Below are 16,675 nucleotides of genomic sequence, written 5' to 3' on the forward strand. Positions count from 1 at the left end.
CGCCGGCGTCAAATGATCGGCAGGGCGGCGGCCGCCGCCCTGCACAGGTGTCTCCAGCCCCGGCCTTCGGGGTGCGGGCCGGGCGGCACATCCGCGCCTGCCCCGGCCCCGCGCTGCGTGCGCTCAGTTCTTCATCCGGAATTCGGCGCTCTTCGCATGCGCCTGCAGCCCCTCGCCGTACGCGAGTTCGGACGCGATCTCGCCGAGCGTCTGCGCGCCTTCGGCGCTGACCTCGATCAGGCTCGAGCGCTTGATGAAGTCGTACACGCCGAGCGGCGACGAGAAACGCGCGGTGCGCGACGTCGGCAGCACGTGGTTCGGGCCCGCGCAGTAGTCGCCGAGGCTCTCGCTCGTGTAGCGGCCGAGGAAGATCGCGCCCGCATGGCGGATCTGCTGGCCCCATTGCTGCGGCTCCAGCGCGGAAATTTCCAGGTGCTCGGGCGCGATGTCGTTCGCGATCCGGCAGGCTTCGGCCATGTCGCGCACCTTGATCAGCGCGCCGCGGCCTTCGAGCGACGCGCGGATCACGTCCTGGCGCGGCATCGACGGCAGCAGCTCGTTGATCGCCTTCTCGACGCGCTCGAGGAACGCACCGTCCGGACACAGCAGGATCGACTGCGCGAGCTCGTCGTGTTCGGCCTGTGAGAAGAGATCCATCGCGACCCAGTTCGGGTCGGTCGTGCCGTCGCACAGCACGAGGATTTCCGACGGCCCGGCGATCATGTCGATGCCGACCGTGCCGAACACGCGGCGCTTCGCCGACGCGACGTACGCATTGCCGGGGCCGCAGATCTTGTCGACGGCCGGCACCGTCGCCGTGCCGTACGCGAGCGCGCCGACCGCCTGCGCGCCGCCGATCGTGAACACGCGATCGACGCCGCCGAGCAGCGCCGCGGCGAGCACGAGGTCGTTCTTCACGCCGTCCGGCGTCGGCACGACCATCACGATCTCGCCGACGCCCGCGACGCGCGCGGGAATCGCGTTCATCAGCACCGACGACGGATACGCGGCCTTGCCGCCCGGCACGTACAGGCCGACGCGGTCGAGCGGCGTGACCTTCTGGCCGAGCACCGTACCGTCGCTTTCCGTGTACTGCCAGCTATGCGTGCCGCACTCGATCTTCTGCTTCTCGTGGTACGCGCGCACCCGCGCAGCCGCCGCTTCCAGCGCCGCGCGCGCCTTCGGCGCTAGGCCGTCGAGCGCCGTCTGCAGCGCGTCCTGCGGCAGCTCCAGCGCGGCGATGCTGTTCGCGCTCAGCCGGTCGAAGCGGTTCGTGTACTCGAGCACCGCGGCGTCGCCGCGCGACTTCACGTCGGCGAGGATCTGCGCGACCGATTGCTCGATCGCCGCGTCTTCGCTTGCCTCGAATGCGAGCAGCGCGCGCAGCTCGGCGCCGAAGCCTTCGCTCGTCGAATCGAGCTTGCGGATGGTGATGGACATGGGAGTTCCGTTACGGTGATGCGCTCAACCGCCATTCTGCGACGCGCGTTCGAACGCGTCGAGGATCGGCTTGAGTGCCGTGCGCTTCAACTTCAGCGCAGCCTGGTTCACGACGAGGCGCGACGAGATCGCCATGATCTCCTCGACCTCGACCAGATTGTTCGCCTTCAGCGTGCCGCCCGAGCTGACGAGGTCGACGATCGCGTCGGCCAGCCCCACCAGCGGCGCGAGCTCCATCGAGCCGTACAGCTTGATCAGGTCGACGTGCACGCCCTTCGCGGCAAAGTGTTCGCGCGCCGTTTCGACGTACTTCGTCGCGACGCGCAGCCGCGCGCCCTGGCGCACGGCGCTCGCGTAATCGAAGCCGGCCGATACGGCCACCGACATCCGGCAGCGCGCGATGTTCAGGTCGATCGGCTGGTACAGGCCCGAGCCGCCGTGCTCGACCAGCACGTCCTTGCCGGCCACGCCGAAATCGGCCGCGCCGTATTCGACATAGGTCGGCACGTCGCTCGCGCGCACGATGATCACGCGCAGGTCCGGGTTCGTCGTCGGCAGGATCAGCTTGCGCGACGTTTCCGGATCCTCCGTCACCTGCACGCCGGCAGCAGCGAGCAACGGCAGGGTTTCCTCGAAAATCCGGCCCTTCGACAACGCAAGGGTCAACGGCGGGGTCAGCGGCGCGGTCATGCTTGGCTCCCGGAAAGGCGGCGCACGTTCGCGCCGACGGCGGTCAGTTTGGCTTCCATGCGGTCGTAGCCGCGGTCCAGGTGATAGATGCGGTCGACGAGCGTTTCGCCGTCGGCACGCAGCCCGGCGATCACGAGGCTCGCCGACGCACGCAGGTCGGTCGCCATCACGTTCGCGCCCGACAGCTTCTCGACGCCCGTCACGAGCGCGGTGTTGCCGTCGATCGTGATGTTCGCGCCGAGCCGGTTCAGCTCCTGCACGTGCATGAAACGGTTCTCGAAAATGGTTTCGACGACCTGCGCGGTGCCCGTCGCGACCGTATTGAGGGCCATGAACTGCGCCTGCATGTCGGTCGGGAACGCCGGGTATTCCGACGTGCGGATCGTGACCGCCGACGGCCGGCGGTCCATCTTCACGCGCAGCCAGCTGTCGCCTTCCTCGATCGACACGCCGGCTTCGCGCAGCTTGTCGATCACCGCGTCGAGGATGTGCGGGCGCACGCCCGTCAGCATCACGTCGCCGCCCGCCGCCGCGACCGCGCACAGGAACGTGCCGGCCTCGATGCGATCGGGGATCACCGAATGGCGCGCGCCGTGCAGCCGCTCGACGCCCTGGATCACGAGGCGATCGGTGCCGATGCCGTCGATTTTCGCGCCCATCGCGACCAGCAAGTGTGCGAGATCGCTCACTTCCGGCTCGCGCGCCGCGTTTTCGATCACCGTCTCGCCGTCTGCCAGCGTCGCGGCCATCAGCAGGTTCTCGGTGCCCGTCACCGTGATCATGTCGGTCACGATGCGCGCGCCCTTCAGGCGCTTCGCGCGGGCTTCGATGAAACCGTGCTCGATGCTGATCTCGGCGCCCATCGCCTGCAGGCCCTTGATGTGCTGGTCGACCGGACGCGCGCCGATCGCGCAGCCGCCCGGCAGCGACACCTTCGCCTCGCCGAAACGCGCGAGCAGCGGCCCGAGCACGAGGATCGACGCGCGCATCGTCTTGACGAGCTCGTACGGCGCCACGAGGTTGTCGACACGCGACGCGTCGAGCTGCACGCGGCAGCCGTCGGTCTCGCTCTTCACGCCCATCTGGTTCAGCACCTTCAGCGTGGTGCGCACGTCTTTCAGGTTCGGCACGTTGTCGAGATCGACCGGATCGGCGGTGAGCAGCCCCGCGCACAGGATCGGCAGCGCGGCATTCTTCGCACCCGACACGACGATCTCGCCCGACAGGCGGTGGCCGCCTTCGATCACGAGCTTGTCCATCCCATGGCCATGCGATTCCCCGTTGGCGGCCGGGTGTGCCGTGGCGACGCTCTGGACGGCGTCGCGCTCGTTGACGGTGACTTGCACTCAGTGAGTTCCGGTTATGCGTTCTGCCATTCGGCGGGCGTCAGCGTCTTCATGCTGAGCGCGTGAATTTCCTGCTTCATGCGATCGCCGAGCGCCGCATAGACGAGCTGGTGCCGCTGGATCGGCCGCTTGCCTTCGAAGGCCGCCGACACGATCGTCGCGAAGAAATGCTGGCCGTCGCCTTCGACTTCCAGATGCGTGCAGGCGAGACCGCCGGCGATGTATTGCTTGACCTGTTCGGGAGTCGGCAACATGGTGTAAGGCTCCTGTCGGCGCGCGCCGCCTGCATGGCGGCCGCTGCCTGTCGATATCAATGACGCAGTTTGTAGCCGGTCGCGAGCAGCCGCATCGCGATCAGCGCGAGCAGCACGAAGAAACCGGTGACGATCGCGAGGCTCGCGAACGGGTTGATGTCGGACGCGCCGAAGAACCCGAAACGGAAGCCGTCGATCATGTAGAAAAACGGATTGAGACGCGAGATCTCGCGCCACACGGGCGGCAGCGAGTGCGTCGAATAGAACACGCCGGACAGGAACGTCAGCGGCATGATCAGGAAGTTCTGGAACGCGGCGAGCTGGTCGAACTTCTCGGCCCAGATCCCGGCGATCAGGCCGAGCGTGCCGAGGATCGCCGAGCCGAGCAGCGCGAACGCAATGATGAACAGCGGCGCCGCGAAATGCATCGGGATAAACCAGATCGTCACGACGAACACGCCCGTGCCGACCGCGAGGCCGCGCACCACGGACGCGAGCACGTACGCGCCGAAGATGTCGCGGTACGACAGCGGCGGCAGCAGCACGAACACGAGATTGCCGGTGATCTTCGACTGGATCAGCGACGACGAGCTGTTCGCGAACGCGTTCTGCAACACGCTCATCATCACGAGGCCCGGTACGAGAAAACTCACGTACTCGACGCCCGGATAGACCTCGACGCGGCCCGACAGCGCGTGGCCGAAGATCGTCAGGTACAGCAGCGCCGTCACGATCGGCGCGAGCACCGTCTGGAACGACACCTTCCAGAAACGCAGCAGCTCCTTGTAGAACAGCGTTTGAAACCCGCTACCCGACACTCGCCCGATAGCGCCCGGCTCAGGAGTTTGGAGGGAACGCAGTTCGCGTGGGGGTTGTTGATTCATGCCAGTCCCTCGATCACCTCGGCCCCGTTCATCACCTGGACGAACACGTCCTCGAGGTCGGCCTTGCGGACCTCGATCTCGTCGAATGTGCAGCCCGCCGCGCGGCATTGCGCAAGGATCCGCTCGACATCGTCGTAGCTCGACAGGCGCAGCAGGTGTTCGCCCGGCGCGCGCGCGGCCGGATCGGTCTCCAGCCCGCGCAGCTCGGCGGGCAGCGCGCCCGTTGCCAGCCGCAGGTACAGCTGCAGCCCCGCGAAGCGGCGCAGCAGCGCGTCGGTGCGGTCGAGCGCGACGACTTCGCCACGGCGCAGCATCGCGATGCGGTCGCACAGCGACTCGGCTTCCTCGAGGTAGTGGGTGGTCAGCACGATCGTGTGACCTTCGCGGTTCAGGCGCGAGATGAATTTCCACAGCGTCTGGCGCAATTCGACGTCGACGCCGGCGGTCGGCTCGTCGAGCACGATCACGGGCGGCCGGTGCACGAGCGCCTGCGCGACCAGCACGCGGCGCTTCATCCCGCCGGACAGCGCGCGCATGTTCGCGTCGGCTTTCTCGGTGAGGTCGAGATTGGCCATCACTTCGTCGATCCAGTCGTCGTTGCGGCGCAGCCCGAAATAGCCGGACTGGATCCGCAGCGTCTCGCGGACGGTGAAGAACGGGTCGAACACGAGCTCCTGCGGCACGACACCGAGCGCGCGGCGCGCGCCACGGAAGTCCTTGACGACGTCGTGACCGCGCACCGAGATACTGCCTTCGTCGGCCCGGGCGAGCCCGGCGAGGATACTGATGAGCGTGGTCTTGCCTGCGCCGTTGGGGCCGAGCAGACCGAAAAACTCGCCTTCCTCGACCGACAGGCTGACGCCCTTGAGCGCCTGAAGCGATTTGTAGCGCTTCTTGACGTGACGGATTTCTATGGCTGACATGACTGTGCGCGGCGCAAGGGCCGCGACGCCTATTCTGTGCTTGCTGCGAATGAAAATGGGGGCCGGACGCCGATTGGCTGCCCCGCAAAACGCTTGATTATAGGGCAAACCGGCTGGTGGAGCCGGTGCCGGAGGCACGCGGCCTGAAGCGTGCGCGCGCCGGCTGGCGCGGCAGGCTCCGGTCGGACAGGGTCAATGTCGCCCGGTGCCTTCGATGAGCGCGTCGACGCCGTAGGCGCGCGCGAGGCTGGCGAGCTTCGGGGGGAGATTGAGGATGTCGAGGGTCGCGCCGCGCGCCTTGGCGGCACGTTGCCATGCGAGCAGCACGGCGAGCGCGGACGAGTCGAACTGCGTCAGCGCCGCGCAATCGACGGCGGTCGCGCCCGCGCCGATGCGCGCAAGACCGTCCGCGAGCGCGGACTTCGCGCTCGCGACGGTCAGCGAGGAACCGGCTTCGAAGCCGCTCACGACGCTTGCTTGCCGGCGGCAAGTTGCTGGTTGCGCTGCGTGAGGAACTGGATCAGCCCTTCCACGCCGCTTTGCTGGATCTTCTCGTTGAACTGCTGCTGGTACGTCTGGATCAGCCATGCGCCGAGCACGTTCAGGTCATACACCTTCCAGCCGTTCGACGTCTTGTACAGGCGGTAGTCGATCTGGACCGGCTGGCCGTTGTTCATCGCGACCGTCTTGACCACGACGTCGGTATCGGCCGGATCGGCGCGGAACGGCGGGTACTGGATCTGCTGGTCCGGCTTCAGTTGCGCCAGCGCGCCCGAATACGTGCGGATCAGCAGCAGCTTGAACTGCTCCTGAACCTGCTGCTGCTGTTCGGCCGTCGCCGCGCGCCAGTTGCGGCCCATCGCGAGCTGCGTGGTGCGGCGGAAATCGGTGTACGGCAGGATGTCCTTGTTGACGATCGTGATGATGCGGTTGGTGTCGCCCTGCTTGATCGTCTGCTGCTTGACTTCGTCGAGCACCTGCTGCGTCGCCGTCTTGATCAGCGCCTGCGGGTTCGACTGGTCGACTTGCGCGTGGGCTGCGCTGCCGAACGAGAACAGCGCCGCGAAAACGGGGATCAGGAACAGTTTTTTCATCATAGTGACCTGCATGAATATGTCGATGCGAAGGTTGGAGCAGGTAGCTTACGCGCAAGTTCGCGCACGCTACCGACTGAATCGTTTCTGGCTGTAACGAATGTAAATCCGTCAGTGCAGACGAATGCTCGGGAAGCGGAACCCGCCCGGCGACGGCGGCGCCACCTGCATCGGCGGCACGTTCGTTTCGCTGGCCGGGTTCGGCGATTCGGCCGTGCCCGAGGCCGGTGCCGCCACCGCCGCGCCCGATGCGCCTGCCGGCGCCGTCGCGCCGCCCACCGCTGCCGCGCCCGCCGTACCGGCCGCGCCGGCTGCCGCCGGTGCCGCGCCGTCTTCCGGCAAGTCGTACTTCGGCAGCGCGTCGTTGCTCGACGTCGCGGCCGCCTCGCCGCGCGCGTTGCTGATCAGCATCTGGCGACGCTGCAGGTACGCGTTACGCACGAACGAATACTTGTCGAGCGCCGCGGCATCCAGCACGTCGCCCGCGCCGAGCAGGTTCGCGCGCGTGTTGACGAGGTTCACGCCGAACAGGCCCCAGCTCAGGCCATCCGGCTTCACGTAGGTGAGCGGGTTGCCGACGTAGTCGACGCCCAGGCCGGCCGTGTCGCGCAGCGTGCTCGGGCCGAGCAGCGGCAGCACCAGATACGGGCCCGACGGCATGCCGTAGCGGCCCATCGTGATCCCGAAGTCGGCCGTGTGCTTCGGCAGCTTCGCGATCGTCGCGACGTCGAACAGGCCGCCGACGCCGAACACCGTGTTGATCACGACGCGCATGATGTCGCCGACGCCGTCCGCGATCCGCAGCTGCACGATGTTGTTCGCCGCGATGTAGACGTCGCCGATGTTCGAGAAGAAGTTCGTCACGCTGTCGCGCACCGGCTGCGGCACCACGTACTGGTAGCCCTTCGCGACCGGCTTCAGCGCATACGTATCGACCGTGTCGTTGAACTTGTACATCGTCCGGTTGAAGCCTTCGAGCGGATCGCCCTTGGTCGGCGTCTGCACGGTCGCGCAGCCGCTCAACGCGGCGACTGCCGCTACCGCCAGCGCGGCGTGCCTGATGCGGATCGTCTGCATGGTCATTACCCTCTTCTATTCTCTCGTGTGGTTATTGGGCCGCGGAACCGGACACCGCCGACGCCGGCACCGCCACCGGTGCAGGCGCGGCCGGCGCGCCGGCTGCCGGCTTCGCACCGCCCGCATCGGCGGCCTTGCTGTACAGGAACTGGCCGATCAGGTTCTCGAGCACGATCGCCGATTGCGTCATCGTGATCGTATCGCCCGACTTCAGCATTTCGGTGTCGCCGCCCGGATCGAGGCCGATATATTGCTCGCCGAGCAGGCCCGACGTCAGGATCTTCGCCGACGAATCCTTCGGGAACTGATACTGGCCGTCGACATCGATCGTGACAAGCGCCTGGTACGTGTTCGTGTCGAAACCGATCGCCTTCACGCGGCCGACCACGACGCCCGCGCTCTTCACGGCCGCGCGCGGCTTCAGCCCGCCGATATTGTCGAATTTCATCTTCACCGAGTAGGTCGGCTGAAACGAAAACGAGCTCATGTTGCCGACCTTCAGCGCCAGGAACAGCACCGCAAGGAAGCCCACCACCACGAACAGGCCGACCCAGAAGTCGAGAGCAGTCTTTTTCATCGTCATCCCAAAATTTGGCTTGGCTGAGGCTTAGCTGAACATCAGCGCGGTCAGCAGGAAATCGAGGCCGAGTACGGCGAGCGACGCGAACACGACCGTCTTGGTCGTCGCGCGCGACACGCCCTCGGGCGTGGGCTTCGCTTCATACCCTTGAAACAGTGCAATGAAGGTCACGGCGAACCCGAACACGATGCTCTTGATCACGCCGTTGCCGACGTCGGCCCAGACCTGGACCCCGCCCTGCATCTGCGACCAGAACGCACCCGGATCGACGCCGATCAGCACGACACCGACGAAGTAACCGCCGAGCACGCCGACCGCGTTGAAGATCGCGGCCAGGAGCGGCATCGCGATGATGCCCGCCCACAGGCGCGGCGCGATCACGTTCTTGATCGGGTCCACCGCCATCATCTCGAGCGCGGTGAGCTGCTCGCCGGCTTTCATCAGACCGATCTCGGCCGTGAGCGACGTGCCCGCGCGGCCCGCGAACAGCAGCGCGGTGACGACCGGCCCGAGCTCGCGCACGAGCGACAGCGCGACCAGCAGGCCGAGCGCCTGCTCGGAACCGTAGCGGTTCAGCGTGTAGTACCCCTGCAGGCCGAGCACGAAGCCGACGAACAGCCCCGACACGGCGATGATCACGAACGAATAGTTGCCGAGGAAATGGATCTGCTTCGTGACCAGCCGCGGCCGGCGCAGCAGCGGGAAGAATTCCAGCACGAGGCGCACGAACAGCCGCGTGCCGTAGCCCGCGCGCTCGAGGCCGCCGATGACGTAACGTCCGATCGCGCTGATCATGCGCGCCCTCCGCCGAGCCCGAAATCCGCCGCCAGCGGCGGGCTCGTGTAATGAAATTTGAACGGGCCGTCCGGCGCGCCGTCGATGAACTGCCGCACGCTCGGATCGGTCGACGCGCGCAGCTCGTCGGGCGTCCCCTGCGCGAGCACGCCGCCGTTGGCCAGGAAATACACGTAGTCGGCGATCGCGAACGATTCGGGCACGTCGTGCGTGACGAGGATCGACGTGGCGCCCAGCGCCTCGTTCAGCGTGCGGATCAGGTTCGCGGTGATGCCGAGCGAGATCGGATCGAGGCCGGCGAACGGCTCGTCGTACATGATGAGCTGCGGATCGAGCGCGATCGCGCGTGCCAGCGCGATGCGGCGCGCCATCCCGCCCGACACCTCGGACGGCATCAGGTCGCGCGCGCCGCGCAGCCCGACCGCGTTGAGCTTCATCAGCACGAGGTCGCGGATCAGGTCCTCGGGCAGGTCGGTATGCTCGCGCAGCGCGAACGCGACGTTCTCGAACACCGACATGTCGGTGAACAACGCGCCGAACTGGAACAGCATGCCCATCTTGCGGCGCAGCGCATACAGGCCGTCGCGCGTTTGCGCGCCGACATCGGCGCCGTCGAACAGCACCTGGCCTCGGCGCGCGCGCACGAGGCCGCCGATCAGGCGCAGCACGGTCGTCTTGCCGCAACCCGACCCGCCCATGACCGCGACGACCTGCCCACGCCCGAAGCGCAGGTTCAGGTTGGACAGGACGAGGCGGTCGCCGTAGCCAAAGTCGACGTCGCGAAGTTCCAGCAGGGTCTCGGTAGGAGTGGGGCTCACGGAGCTGACAGTCCTTTTACGCAGAACGCCGAATTATAGGGCCTGCATTGGAATGATGTCGTGACGCCGTTCCGGGCCCTGCGGTCAATGATTGTCAAATTGTCCGGGAAAACATTGCTGCAATGCAACAACGGCAGCCCGATAGTCGGCCGCGCCCGTCACCGCACTGACCACCGCGACACTGCCGACACCCGTCGCCAGCACGGCCGGCAGCGCGTCGAGCCCCACCCCGCCGATCGCGACGAGCGGCACCCGCGCCCCCGCGAAGCGCGCATAGCGGGCAATCCGCGCCAGGCCCTGCGGCGGCGCGGCGACGGCCTTGGTCGCGGTCGCATACACGGGGCCGAGCGCGAGGTAGCTCGGGCGCTCGTGCAATGCCCGCAACATTTCGTAATAACCGTGGCTCGAAAGTCCGAGCCGCAGGCCTGCGCGCGCGATCGCGGCCAGATCGGCCGTTTCGAGGTCTTCCTGGCCCAGATGAACGCCGTACGCCCCCTCTTCCACGGCGATCTGCCAGTGATCGTTGATGAACACGCGCGCATTGGGATGGCGGCGCCCGGCCGCGACCGCGCGTGCGATTTCCCGCCGCAACGTGTCCGGCGTCGCGCCTTTCACGCGCAGTTGCACGGTCCGCACACCGCAGTCGAGCACGCGCTCGACCCATTCGGCGTCCGGCACGACCGGATAGAGGCCGAGCTGCGCGGGGCACGGCGCGAACGCGGGTTCCGGCGCGGCCGGCAGCCCGGCGACACGCGGGAACCGCGCGGCGTCGACCGGCCACGCATCGGCGGTGCGCGTTTCGTCGCCGTCGCGCCAGGCCAGCGCCAGCACCAGCGCGTCGACCGGCGCAAAGCCGCAGTCGAGGAACGCGGCGAGCGCGGCAATCCAGTCGTCCGCGAGCGGATGCGCGGCGTCGAGCGCGTAGCGCGCGCCCGCCGTGTGCAGTACCGCGCCCTGCTCGTCGAATTCGATCGCGACCGCGCCCGGCGCCGCGGGCCGCGACGCGGCCGACGCGCGTGCCTGCGCGGCGCGGTCGCCGGCCGAAACGATCAGCACGTCGCCGTCGGCCGGCGCGTCGGGCACCGCGACGCAAAGCCGCCACGGCGCGGCGGCGCCCGGCCAGTCGCCCAGCCGGGCGCGAATCCGTTCGGCCGCTTCGGCCAGTTCGTCGGCCGGCGGCCAGAATGCATCGGCGAAACGCACGCTCATGCGCCGCCCCCGTCCTGGTGCCAGAACGGCATCCCGACGACCGGCGTGCTGGCGTGCGCGGTCTCGCGCGCATCCATCGGCCCGGCGAGATACGCAGCACGGCCGGCCTCGACGCCCTGCGCGAACGCACGCGCCATGATCTCCGGGTGCGTGGCCTGCGAGACGGCCGTGTTCAGCAACACGCCGTCGAAGCCCCATTCCATCACCTGGCACGCGTGCGACGGCACGCCGAGCCCGGCGTCGACGATCAGCGGCACGTCCGGCAGGCGCTCGCGCAGCACGCGCAGCCCGTACGGGTTCACGACGCCCTTGCCGGTGCCGATCGGCGCGCCCCACGGCATCAGCGCCTCGCAGCCGGCGTCGAGCAGGCGCCGGCCGATCACGAGATCCTCGGTGCAGTACGGCAGCACCTTGAAACCGTCCTTGACCAGTTGCGCGGCCGCCTCGATCAGGCCGACCGGATCGGGCTGCAGCGTGTAGTCGTCGCCGATCAGTTCGAGCTTGATCCAGTCGGTGCCGAAGACCTCGCGCGCCATGTGCGCGGTCGTCACGGCTTCGGCGACGGTCTGGCAGCCGGCCGTGTTCGGCAAGAGCGGCACCGCGTGACGCTTGAGCAGATCGAAGAAGCCGGCTTCGGCCGTGCCGCCCGTCATCTGGCGGCGCAGCGCGACCGTCACCATCCCGGGGCGCGACGCGGCGATCGAATCGGACAGCGACTGCAGCGACGGATAGCGCGACGTGCCGATCAGCACGCGGCTTGCGAAGGTTTCGCCGTACAGCGTCAGCGCGTCGGCGGAGGTGAGGGACGTCATGTCGTTTTCCTGAAAGAGCGGGGACGAACCGGCGGCGCTCAGCCGCCCGCGACCGGGTGCACGACGTCGAGCTTGTCGCCCGCCGCGAGTGCGCGCGCCGCATGCTGCGTGCGCGCGACGAAGTTGCCGTTCAGCGCGACCGCGTACGGCGGACGCGCACCGTACGCGGCGAGCGCGTCGGCCACCGTTGCGCCGTCGGGCAACGTCAGGTTCTGTTGGTTGATCTGGATGTCCATGAGGCTTCGTCGAATTCGGTCGGCGGTGCGCGTCAGGCCGGCTGGCGCGCGTCGTTGCGGTGATGAAGGAGCGTCGGCCAGCGCTCGGCGCCACGCCACGCGGCGAACGCGTCGGGATCGCCGAACGCGCCGCCGAGCGCGGCTTCGGCAAGCGCGACGGCCGCGTGCGCCACTTCCGGCGCGATCATGAAGCCGTGCCGGTACAGGCCGTTGACGGCGAGCGTCGACGCACCATCCCAGATCACCGCCGGGCGATGATCGGGCAGCGTCGGCCGGCACTGCGCATTGAGTTCGAGGATGCGCGCCTCGCCGAACGCCGGATGCACGGAGAACGCCGCGCTCAGCAGTTCGAGCGCGGAGCGCACGCTGACGGGCGACATGTCCTCGCCCTCCACCTCGGTCGCGCCGATCACGTAGAGATCGTCCTGCTTCGGTGCGATATAGAGCGGGTAGCGCGGATGCAGCAGCCGCACGGGCCGGGTGAGCCCGATGCCGGGGGCGCGCACGCGCGCGACTTCGCCGCGGATGCCGCGCAACGCGGGCAGCGCGGGTTTCGCGCCGAGCCCGCGGCAATCGATCGTGAAATGCGCGGCGGGCAGGTTCGCATCGTCGATCGTGACGTGCCAGTGCAGGTCGACGCCGCGCTCGGCGAGGCCGGCCGCGAGCGCGCGCAGCGCCTGGCGATTGTCGAGCTGGCCTTCGTTCGGCAGCAGCAGGCCGCGCGCGAAACGGCCCGCGAGCACCGGCTCGGCCGCGTCGACCTGCGCGCCGGCGAGGGTCACGAAACCGCTGTCGAACAGGCCGGCCGGCGCGTTCGCGCGCACGCGCCGCTCGAACAGCGGCGCCTCCGCGCGGTCCGCGTGATGCCAGACGACGAGCGTGCCGTGATGCTGGAAGAAGACGGGTTCGGGCAGTTCCGCGAGCCACTGCGGCCAGCGCGCGAGCGACGCGGCGCCGAGCTCGGTGATCAGCAGCTCCGCGCTCGCCGCTTCCGCGAGCGGTGCGAGCATGGCGGCCGCGATCCACGCGGCCGACTGCTCGCCGTCCGGGCCGCCGCGCTCGTAAAGCGCGACGCGATGGCCGTCGCCTGCGAGCCGCCATGCGATCAGACGGCCGACGAGGCCGCCGCCGAGCACCGCGAAATCGGGGCGGGTGTCCCGGACGTTCATCGCGCCCCCTCCGCACGGGCGCGCTCGACGAACGTCGACGCGCACGCGCCGCCGCATGCGAACGCACGCGACATCGGGCCGGGAACCATGCAAAAGACTGAAGATTGTGCGGTCATCATTCCTTCCGTAACGCGCAATGCGCGTACCCAAAAGGACGAAACCGGCAGCAAAGGCCGGCCGGGCGGGACTCGGGCGCTGACCATGTGGGATGGCAGCCAGCGCGACCCGGCGGGATCAGAAACTTCCCTCGCCGGTATTACCCGGATCGGGTGCGAAGGGTCTTTCTCAGCCTCATTGCGCTGCCCGGAACATCCGCCGGCCGCGCTACAAAGCACCCCTGTTTCGTCGTCGGCCATTAGACCATAAAAGCGGAAAGCGCCGCAAACTGTCCCCCTTGCGGCAAATTCGCCGTCGTGCCGCGCCGCTCTGGCACAATGCCCGCAGGCCGGCCGCGCGAGCGGCCGGTTGCCGCGTCACCGCCGGCCTTAAGTGCCGTTTAAGACACGCGGGCGACCATCCGGACGCCCGCCGTCAGTCGGCGCCGCGTCCCGGCATGCCGTATCGCGGCGCGCGCCCGGCTTCGCCCGGCCCGCGCGCCGGCTACTCATCAGGAAGCACATGACCCAATCGATCGATCCCGTCCGCTCCGCCTCCGACGCGCCGCAGGACGAGCGCCCGGTATCCGCATGGAGCCTCATCAAGCCCTACTGGGTATCGTCCGAATGGAAAATCGCATGGGGCCTGCTGGTCGCGATCATCGCGATCAACCTCTGCGTGGTCTGGATCAACGTCCGGCTCAACAAGTGGAACGCGGAGTTCTACAACGCGCTGCAGTCGAAGGACGTCCACGACTTCCCGAACCTGCTGATGCAGTTCTCCGCGCTCGCGTTTGCCTTCATCATCCTCGCCGTGTACGGCCGCTACCTGCGGCAGATGCTCGGCTTCCGCTGGCGCCAGTGGCTCACCGACCGTTTTCTCGGCCAGTGGCTCGGCGATCGCGCGTTCTACCGGATCGAACGTGACCGTCTCGCCGACAACCCCGACCAGCGGATCACCGACGACCTTCAGTCGTTCTCGACGACCACGCTCGCGCTGTCGCTCGACCTGCTGTCGACGGTCGTCACGCTCGTGTCGTTCATCACGATCCTGTGGTCGCTCGCCGGCGCGCTGACGTTCTCGCTCGGCGCGACGCCGATCACGATCCCAGGCTACATGGTGTGGGCGGCAGCGCTGTACGCGGTGGTCGGCTCGCTGATCATCCAGAAGGTCGGCCACCCGCTCGTGTCGATCAACTACCAGCAGCAGCGCGTCGAGGCCGACTTCCGCTTCGGGCTGATCCGCGTGCGCGAGAACGCCGAGCAGATCGCGTTCTACGACGGCGAGAAGACCGAGACCGGCAACGCGCAAAACCTCTTCATGCGCATCCGCGACAACTGGTGGCGCGTGATGAAGTACACGAAGCGGCTCACGTTCGTGCTGAGCTTCTACGGGCAGATCGCGATCATCTTCCCGCTCGTCGTCGCCGCGCCGCGCTATTTCGCGGGCGCGTTCTCGTTCGGCGTGCTGATGCAGATCTCGTCCGCGTTCGGCACCGTCAGCGATTCGTTCTCGTGGTTCATCAACAGTTACTCGACCCTCGTCGAATGGCGCGCCACCGTCAACCGTCTGCGCGAATTCAAGCGCGTGATGGGCACGTCGCACCTGAAGGAAAGCCTGTCGCCCGCGACCGAGCACGGCGGCATCAACCTGCATTACGTCGACGGCGCGAAACTGTCGACGTCGTCGCTCAAGCTCGCGCTGCCGAACGGCAACGCGCTCGCGAACATCGGCAGCGTCACGATCGAGCCCGGCTCGCGCTGGCTCGTGATCGGCAAGTCGGGTTCCGGCAAGAGCACGTTCATGCGCGCGCTCGCGGGGCTCTGGCCGTTCGGCGACGGCGCGATCGATGCGCCGGTCGGCGCGCGGATGATGTTCGTGCCGCAAACGAGCTATCTGCCGATCGGCACGCTGAAGGCCGCGCTCACCTATCCGGCGACGGCCGACGCGTTCAGCGACGAAGCCTGCCGCGACGCGCTGCGCGCATGCCGCCTCGAGGATTATGCCGAGCGCCTCGACGAGACCGCGCACTGGACCCGCGTGCTGTCGCCGGGCGAACAGCAGCGCCTTGCCGGCGCGCGCGTGCTGCTGCACAAGCCCGACTTCCTGTTCCTCGACGAAGCGACGAGCGCGCTCGACGCCGACAACGAGGCGCGCCTGTACCACCTGTTCGCCGAACGGCTGCCGAAGGCCGCGATCGTCAGCATCGCGCACCGCGAGTCGCTGGCCGCGTTCCACGCCGGCACGATCAACGTCGAGCGCGTGAACGACAGCGACAAGGTCGCGGCGTGAAGCCACGCGCCGCGCACGTCGCCCGGATCGCGCTGATCACCGGCGCCGGTTCGGGGATCGGCGCGGCGCTCGCGCGGCGGCTCGCGGCGCCCGGCATCGCGCTGGCGCTGCACGCACGCGGCGCGGACGAAGCGGCACGCGCGCGGCTCGCCGAAGTCGCCCGCGCGTGCACGGCGGCCGGTGCGGAGTGCGTCACGCTCACCGGCGATCTCGGCGAGCCAGGCGTGGCCGCGTCGCTCGTCGATGCCGCCGCCACGCGCTTCGGCGGGCTCGATCATCTCGTCGCCAACGCCGGCTTCGCCGCGCGGCAATCCTTTTCCGGTCTTTCCACGGACGCGCTCGCGTCCGCCTTCGCGGCGATGCCCGGCGCGTTCTCCGCGCTCGCCGGCCGCGCGCGGCCGCTGCTCGAGGCGTCGGCCGCGCCGCGGATCGTCGCGGTCAGTTCGTTCGTCGCGCACCGCTACCGCGCCGACGCGCCGTTCGCGGCCACCGCTGCCGCGAAGGCCGCGCTCGAATCGCTGGTGCGCACCGCCGCCGCCGAATTCGCCGCGCGCGGCATCACCGTCAACGCAGTCGCGCCGGGCTTCACGCGCAAGGACCACGGGCCGAGCGCCGGCAACGCCGACGCGTGGGCGCAGGCCGAACAGGCGACACCGCTCGGCCGGATCGCCGAACCCGACGACGTCGCCGCGCTGATCGCGTTCCTGCTGTCGGATGCGGCGCGACAGATCACCGGGCAGATCGTCCACATCGACGGCGGCCTGACGCTCTGAATCGAGCGGCCGTACGTCGTGCGGACGCGCGGGACGTCGCTGCCACCGACGTTGGCGTGGCACGCGAGCGCGATCGGCGCTCGCACGTTCCCGGAACACCCGCCCCGTTCCACGCAGCCCTCCCACCCTCGCCGCCCGCCGCGCCATCGCGCGCTCCCGTCTTTTTGGCGCCCCGCTCCCCACCCGT

General features: G+C 68.5%; 18 protein-coding genes and 1 riboswitch. Of the genes, 2 read left to right on the plus strand and 16 right to left on the minus strand.

The window, feature by feature from the left end; translation table 11 throughout:
• Positions 1-123: 123 nt before the first annotated feature.
• The 16 genes from hisD to ABIC51_RS27070 form a co-directional block, all read right to left on the minus strand.
• A complete protein-coding gene (hisD, locus tag ABIC51_RS26995; RefSeq protein ID WP_027788539.1) occupies positions 124-1,440 on the minus strand; it encodes a histidinol dehydrogenase in 1,317 nt (438 codons plus the stop codon).
• 24 nt (positions 1,441-1,464) lie between these two features.
• The gene (hisG, locus tag ABIC51_RS27000; protein WP_027788540.1) at positions 1,465-2,118 is read right to left on the minus strand and encodes an ATP phosphoribosyltransferase; all 654 of its coding nucleotides are present in this window, start codon (positions 2,116-2,118) and stop codon (positions 1,465-1,467) included.
• Positions 2,119-2,126: 8 nt separating this feature from the next.
• Complete coding sequence (gene murA, locus ABIC51_RS27005) at positions 2,127-3,389, minus strand: UDP-N-acetylglucosamine 1-carboxyvinyltransferase (protein ID WP_205713752.1); 1,263 nt, start codon at positions 3,387-3,389, stop codon at positions 2,127-2,129.
• A gap of 101 nt (positions 3,390-3,490) precedes the next feature.
• Positions 3,491-3,730 (minus strand): BolA family protein, encoded by a 240-nt coding sequence (locus ABIC51_RS27010; RefSeq protein ID WP_006477131.1) that lies wholly within the window; start codon positions 3,728-3,730, stop codon positions 3,491-3,493.
• Positions 3,731-3,786: 56 nt separating this feature from the next.
• Positions 3,787-4,614 carry an ABC transporter permease gene (locus ABIC51_RS27015; protein ID WP_226127385.1) on the minus strand — a complete coding sequence of 276 codons (828 nt, stop codon included), beginning with the start codon at positions 4,612-4,614 and terminating at the stop codon, positions 3,787-3,789.
• Positions 4,611-5,537, minus strand: a complete 927-nt coding sequence (locus ABIC51_RS27020) for an ABC transporter ATP-binding protein (protein WP_027788543.1) — start codon at positions 5,535-5,537, stop codon at positions 4,611-4,613. Before ABIC51_RS27020 ends, ABIC51_RS27015 begins: the two co-directional genes overlap by 4 nt.
• A gap of 192 nt (positions 5,538-5,729) precedes the next feature.
• The gene (locus ABIC51_RS27025; protein WP_027788544.1) at positions 5,730-6,005 is read right to left on the minus strand and encodes an STAS domain-containing protein; all 276 of its coding nucleotides are present in this window, start codon (positions 6,003-6,005) and stop codon (positions 5,730-5,732) included.
• The gene (locus ABIC51_RS27030) at positions 6,002-6,631 is read right to left on the minus strand and encodes an MlaC/ttg2D family ABC transporter substrate-binding protein (protein ID WP_027788545.1); all 630 of its coding nucleotides are present in this window, start codon (positions 6,629-6,631) and stop codon (positions 6,002-6,004) included. Before ABIC51_RS27030 ends, ABIC51_RS27025 begins: the two co-directional genes overlap by 4 nt.
• Positions 6,632-6,742: 111 nt before the next feature.
• Positions 6,743-7,708, minus strand: coding sequence for an MlaA family lipoprotein (locus tag ABIC51_RS27035; RefSeq protein ID WP_027788546.1), 966 nt, complete (start codon positions 7,706-7,708; stop codon positions 6,743-6,745).
• Positions 7,709-7,739: 31 nt separating this feature from the next.
• Positions 7,740-8,291, minus strand: a complete 552-nt coding sequence (mlaD, locus tag ABIC51_RS27040) for an outer membrane lipid asymmetry maintenance protein MlaD (protein WP_060082835.1) — start codon at positions 8,289-8,291, stop codon at positions 7,740-7,742.
• 24 nt (positions 8,292-8,315) lie between these two features.
• Entirely contained in the window at positions 8,316-9,083 is a 768-nt protein-coding gene (gene mlaE, locus ABIC51_RS27045) for a lipid asymmetry maintenance ABC transporter permease subunit MlaE (RefSeq protein ID WP_021164333.1), read from the minus strand.
• Positions 9,080-9,901, minus strand: a complete 822-nt coding sequence (locus ABIC51_RS27050; protein ID WP_014898316.1) for an ABC transporter ATP-binding protein — start codon at positions 9,899-9,901, stop codon at positions 9,080-9,082. Before ABIC51_RS27050 ends, mlaE begins: the two co-directional genes overlap by 4 nt.
• An 84-nt stretch (positions 9,902-9,985) precedes the next feature.
• A complete protein-coding gene (gene thiE / locus ABIC51_RS27055) occupies positions 9,986-11,110 on the minus strand; it encodes a thiamine phosphate synthase (RefSeq protein ID WP_175901203.1) in 1,125 nt (374 codons plus the stop codon).
• On the minus strand, positions 11,107-11,922 hold the full coding sequence (locus tag ABIC51_RS27060) for a thiazole synthase (protein ID WP_021163925.1): 816 nt from the start codon (positions 11,920-11,922) through the stop codon (positions 11,107-11,109). Before ABIC51_RS27060 ends, thiE begins: the two co-directional genes overlap by 4 nt.
• A gap of 38 nt (positions 11,923-11,960) precedes the next feature.
• A complete protein-coding gene (thiS, locus tag ABIC51_RS27065; RefSeq protein WP_011350713.1) occupies positions 11,961-12,158 on the minus strand; it encodes a sulfur carrier protein ThiS in 198 nt (65 codons plus the stop codon).
• 32 nt (positions 12,159-12,190) lie between these two features.
• Positions 12,191-13,327 (minus strand): FAD-dependent oxidoreductase, encoded by a 1,137-nt coding sequence (locus ABIC51_RS27070; protein WP_027788549.1) that lies wholly within the window; start codon positions 13,325-13,327, stop codon positions 12,191-12,193.
• 225 nt (positions 13,328-13,552) lie between these two features.
• Positions 13,553-13,676: riboswitch (TPP riboswitch) on the minus strand.
• A 269-nt stretch (positions 13,677-13,945) separates the two neighbouring features.
• Between ABIC51_RS27070 and ABIC51_RS27075 the strand changes: the two genes are divergently transcribed.
• Entirely contained in the window at positions 13,946-15,715 is a 1,770-nt protein-coding gene (locus ABIC51_RS27075) for an ABC transporter ATP-binding protein/permease (RefSeq protein ID WP_059698116.1), read from the plus strand.
• Positions 15,712-16,488: an SDR family NAD(P)-dependent oxidoreductase gene (locus tag ABIC51_RS27080; RefSeq protein ID WP_059698117.1), complete on the plus strand. Its 777-nt coding sequence runs from the start codon at positions 15,712-15,714 to the stop codon at positions 16,486-16,488. Before ABIC51_RS27075 ends, ABIC51_RS27080 begins: the two co-directional genes overlap by 4 nt.
• Positions 16,489-16,675: the final 187 nt, after the last annotated feature.

The organism is Burkholderia sp. 572 (assembly GCF_040545135.1).
GTDB classification, from domain to species: Bacteria; Pseudomonadota; Gammaproteobacteria; order Burkholderiales; family Burkholderiaceae; genus Burkholderia; species Burkholderia cepacia.

What these genes read in the sequence shown, in the direction of transcription:
- ABIC51_RS27010 (WP_006477131.1), bottom strand. Translation starts at nt 3,730, where the DNA reads ATGTTGCCGACTCCCGAACAGGTCAAGCAATACATCGCCGGCGGTCTC.
- mlaE (WP_021164333.1), bottom strand. Translation starts at nt 9,083, where the DNA reads ATGATCAGCGCGATCGGACGTTACGTCATCGGCGGCCTCGAGCGCGCG.
- thiS (WP_011350713.1), bottom strand. Translation starts at nt 12,158, where the DNA reads ATGGACATCCAGATCAACCAACAGAACCTGACGTTGCCCGACGGCGCA.
- ABIC51_RS27015 (WP_226127385.1), bottom strand. Translation starts at nt 4,614, where the DNA reads ATGAATCAACAACCCCCACGCGAACTGCGTTCCCTCCAAACTCCTGAG.
- thiE (WP_175901203.1), bottom strand. Translation starts at nt 11,110, where the DNA reads ATGAGCGTGCGTTTCGCCGATGCATTCTGGCCGCCGGCCGACGAACTG.
- ABIC51_RS27070 (WP_027788549.1), bottom strand. Translation starts at nt 13,327, where the DNA reads ATGAACGTCCGGGACACCCGCCCCGATTTCGCGGTGCTCGGCGGCGGC.
- ABIC51_RS27030 (WP_027788545.1), bottom strand. Translation starts at nt 6,631, where the DNA reads ATGAAAAAACTGTTCCTGATCCCCGTTTTCGCGGCGCTGTTCTCGTTC.
- murA (WP_205713752.1), bottom strand. Translation starts at nt 3,389, where the DNA reads ATGGACAAGCTCGTGATCGAAGGCGGCCACCGCCTGTCGGGCGAGATC.
- hisD (WP_027788539.1), bottom strand. Translation starts at nt 1,440, where the DNA reads ATGTCCATCACCATCCGCAAGCTCGATTCGACGAGCGAAGGCTTCGGC.
- ABIC51_RS27035 (WP_027788546.1), bottom strand. Translation starts at nt 7,708, where the DNA reads ATGCAGACGATCCGCATCAGGCACGCCGCGCTGGCGGTAGCGGCAGTC.
- mlaD (WP_060082835.1), bottom strand. Translation starts at nt 8,291, where the DNA reads ATGACGATGAAAAAGACTGCTCTCGACTTCTGGGTCGGCCTGTTCGTG.
- ABIC51_RS27060 (WP_021163925.1), bottom strand. Translation starts at nt 11,922, where the DNA reads ATGACGTCCCTCACCTCCGCCGACGCGCTGACGCTGTACGGCGAAACC.
- ABIC51_RS27075 (WP_059698116.1), top strand. Translation starts at nt 13,946, where the DNA reads ATGACCCAATCGATCGATCCCGTCCGCTCCGCCTCCGACGCGCCGCAG.
- ABIC51_RS27020 (WP_027788543.1), bottom strand. Translation starts at nt 5,537, where the DNA reads ATGTCAGCCATAGAAATCCGTCACGTCAAGAAGCGCTACAAATCGCTT.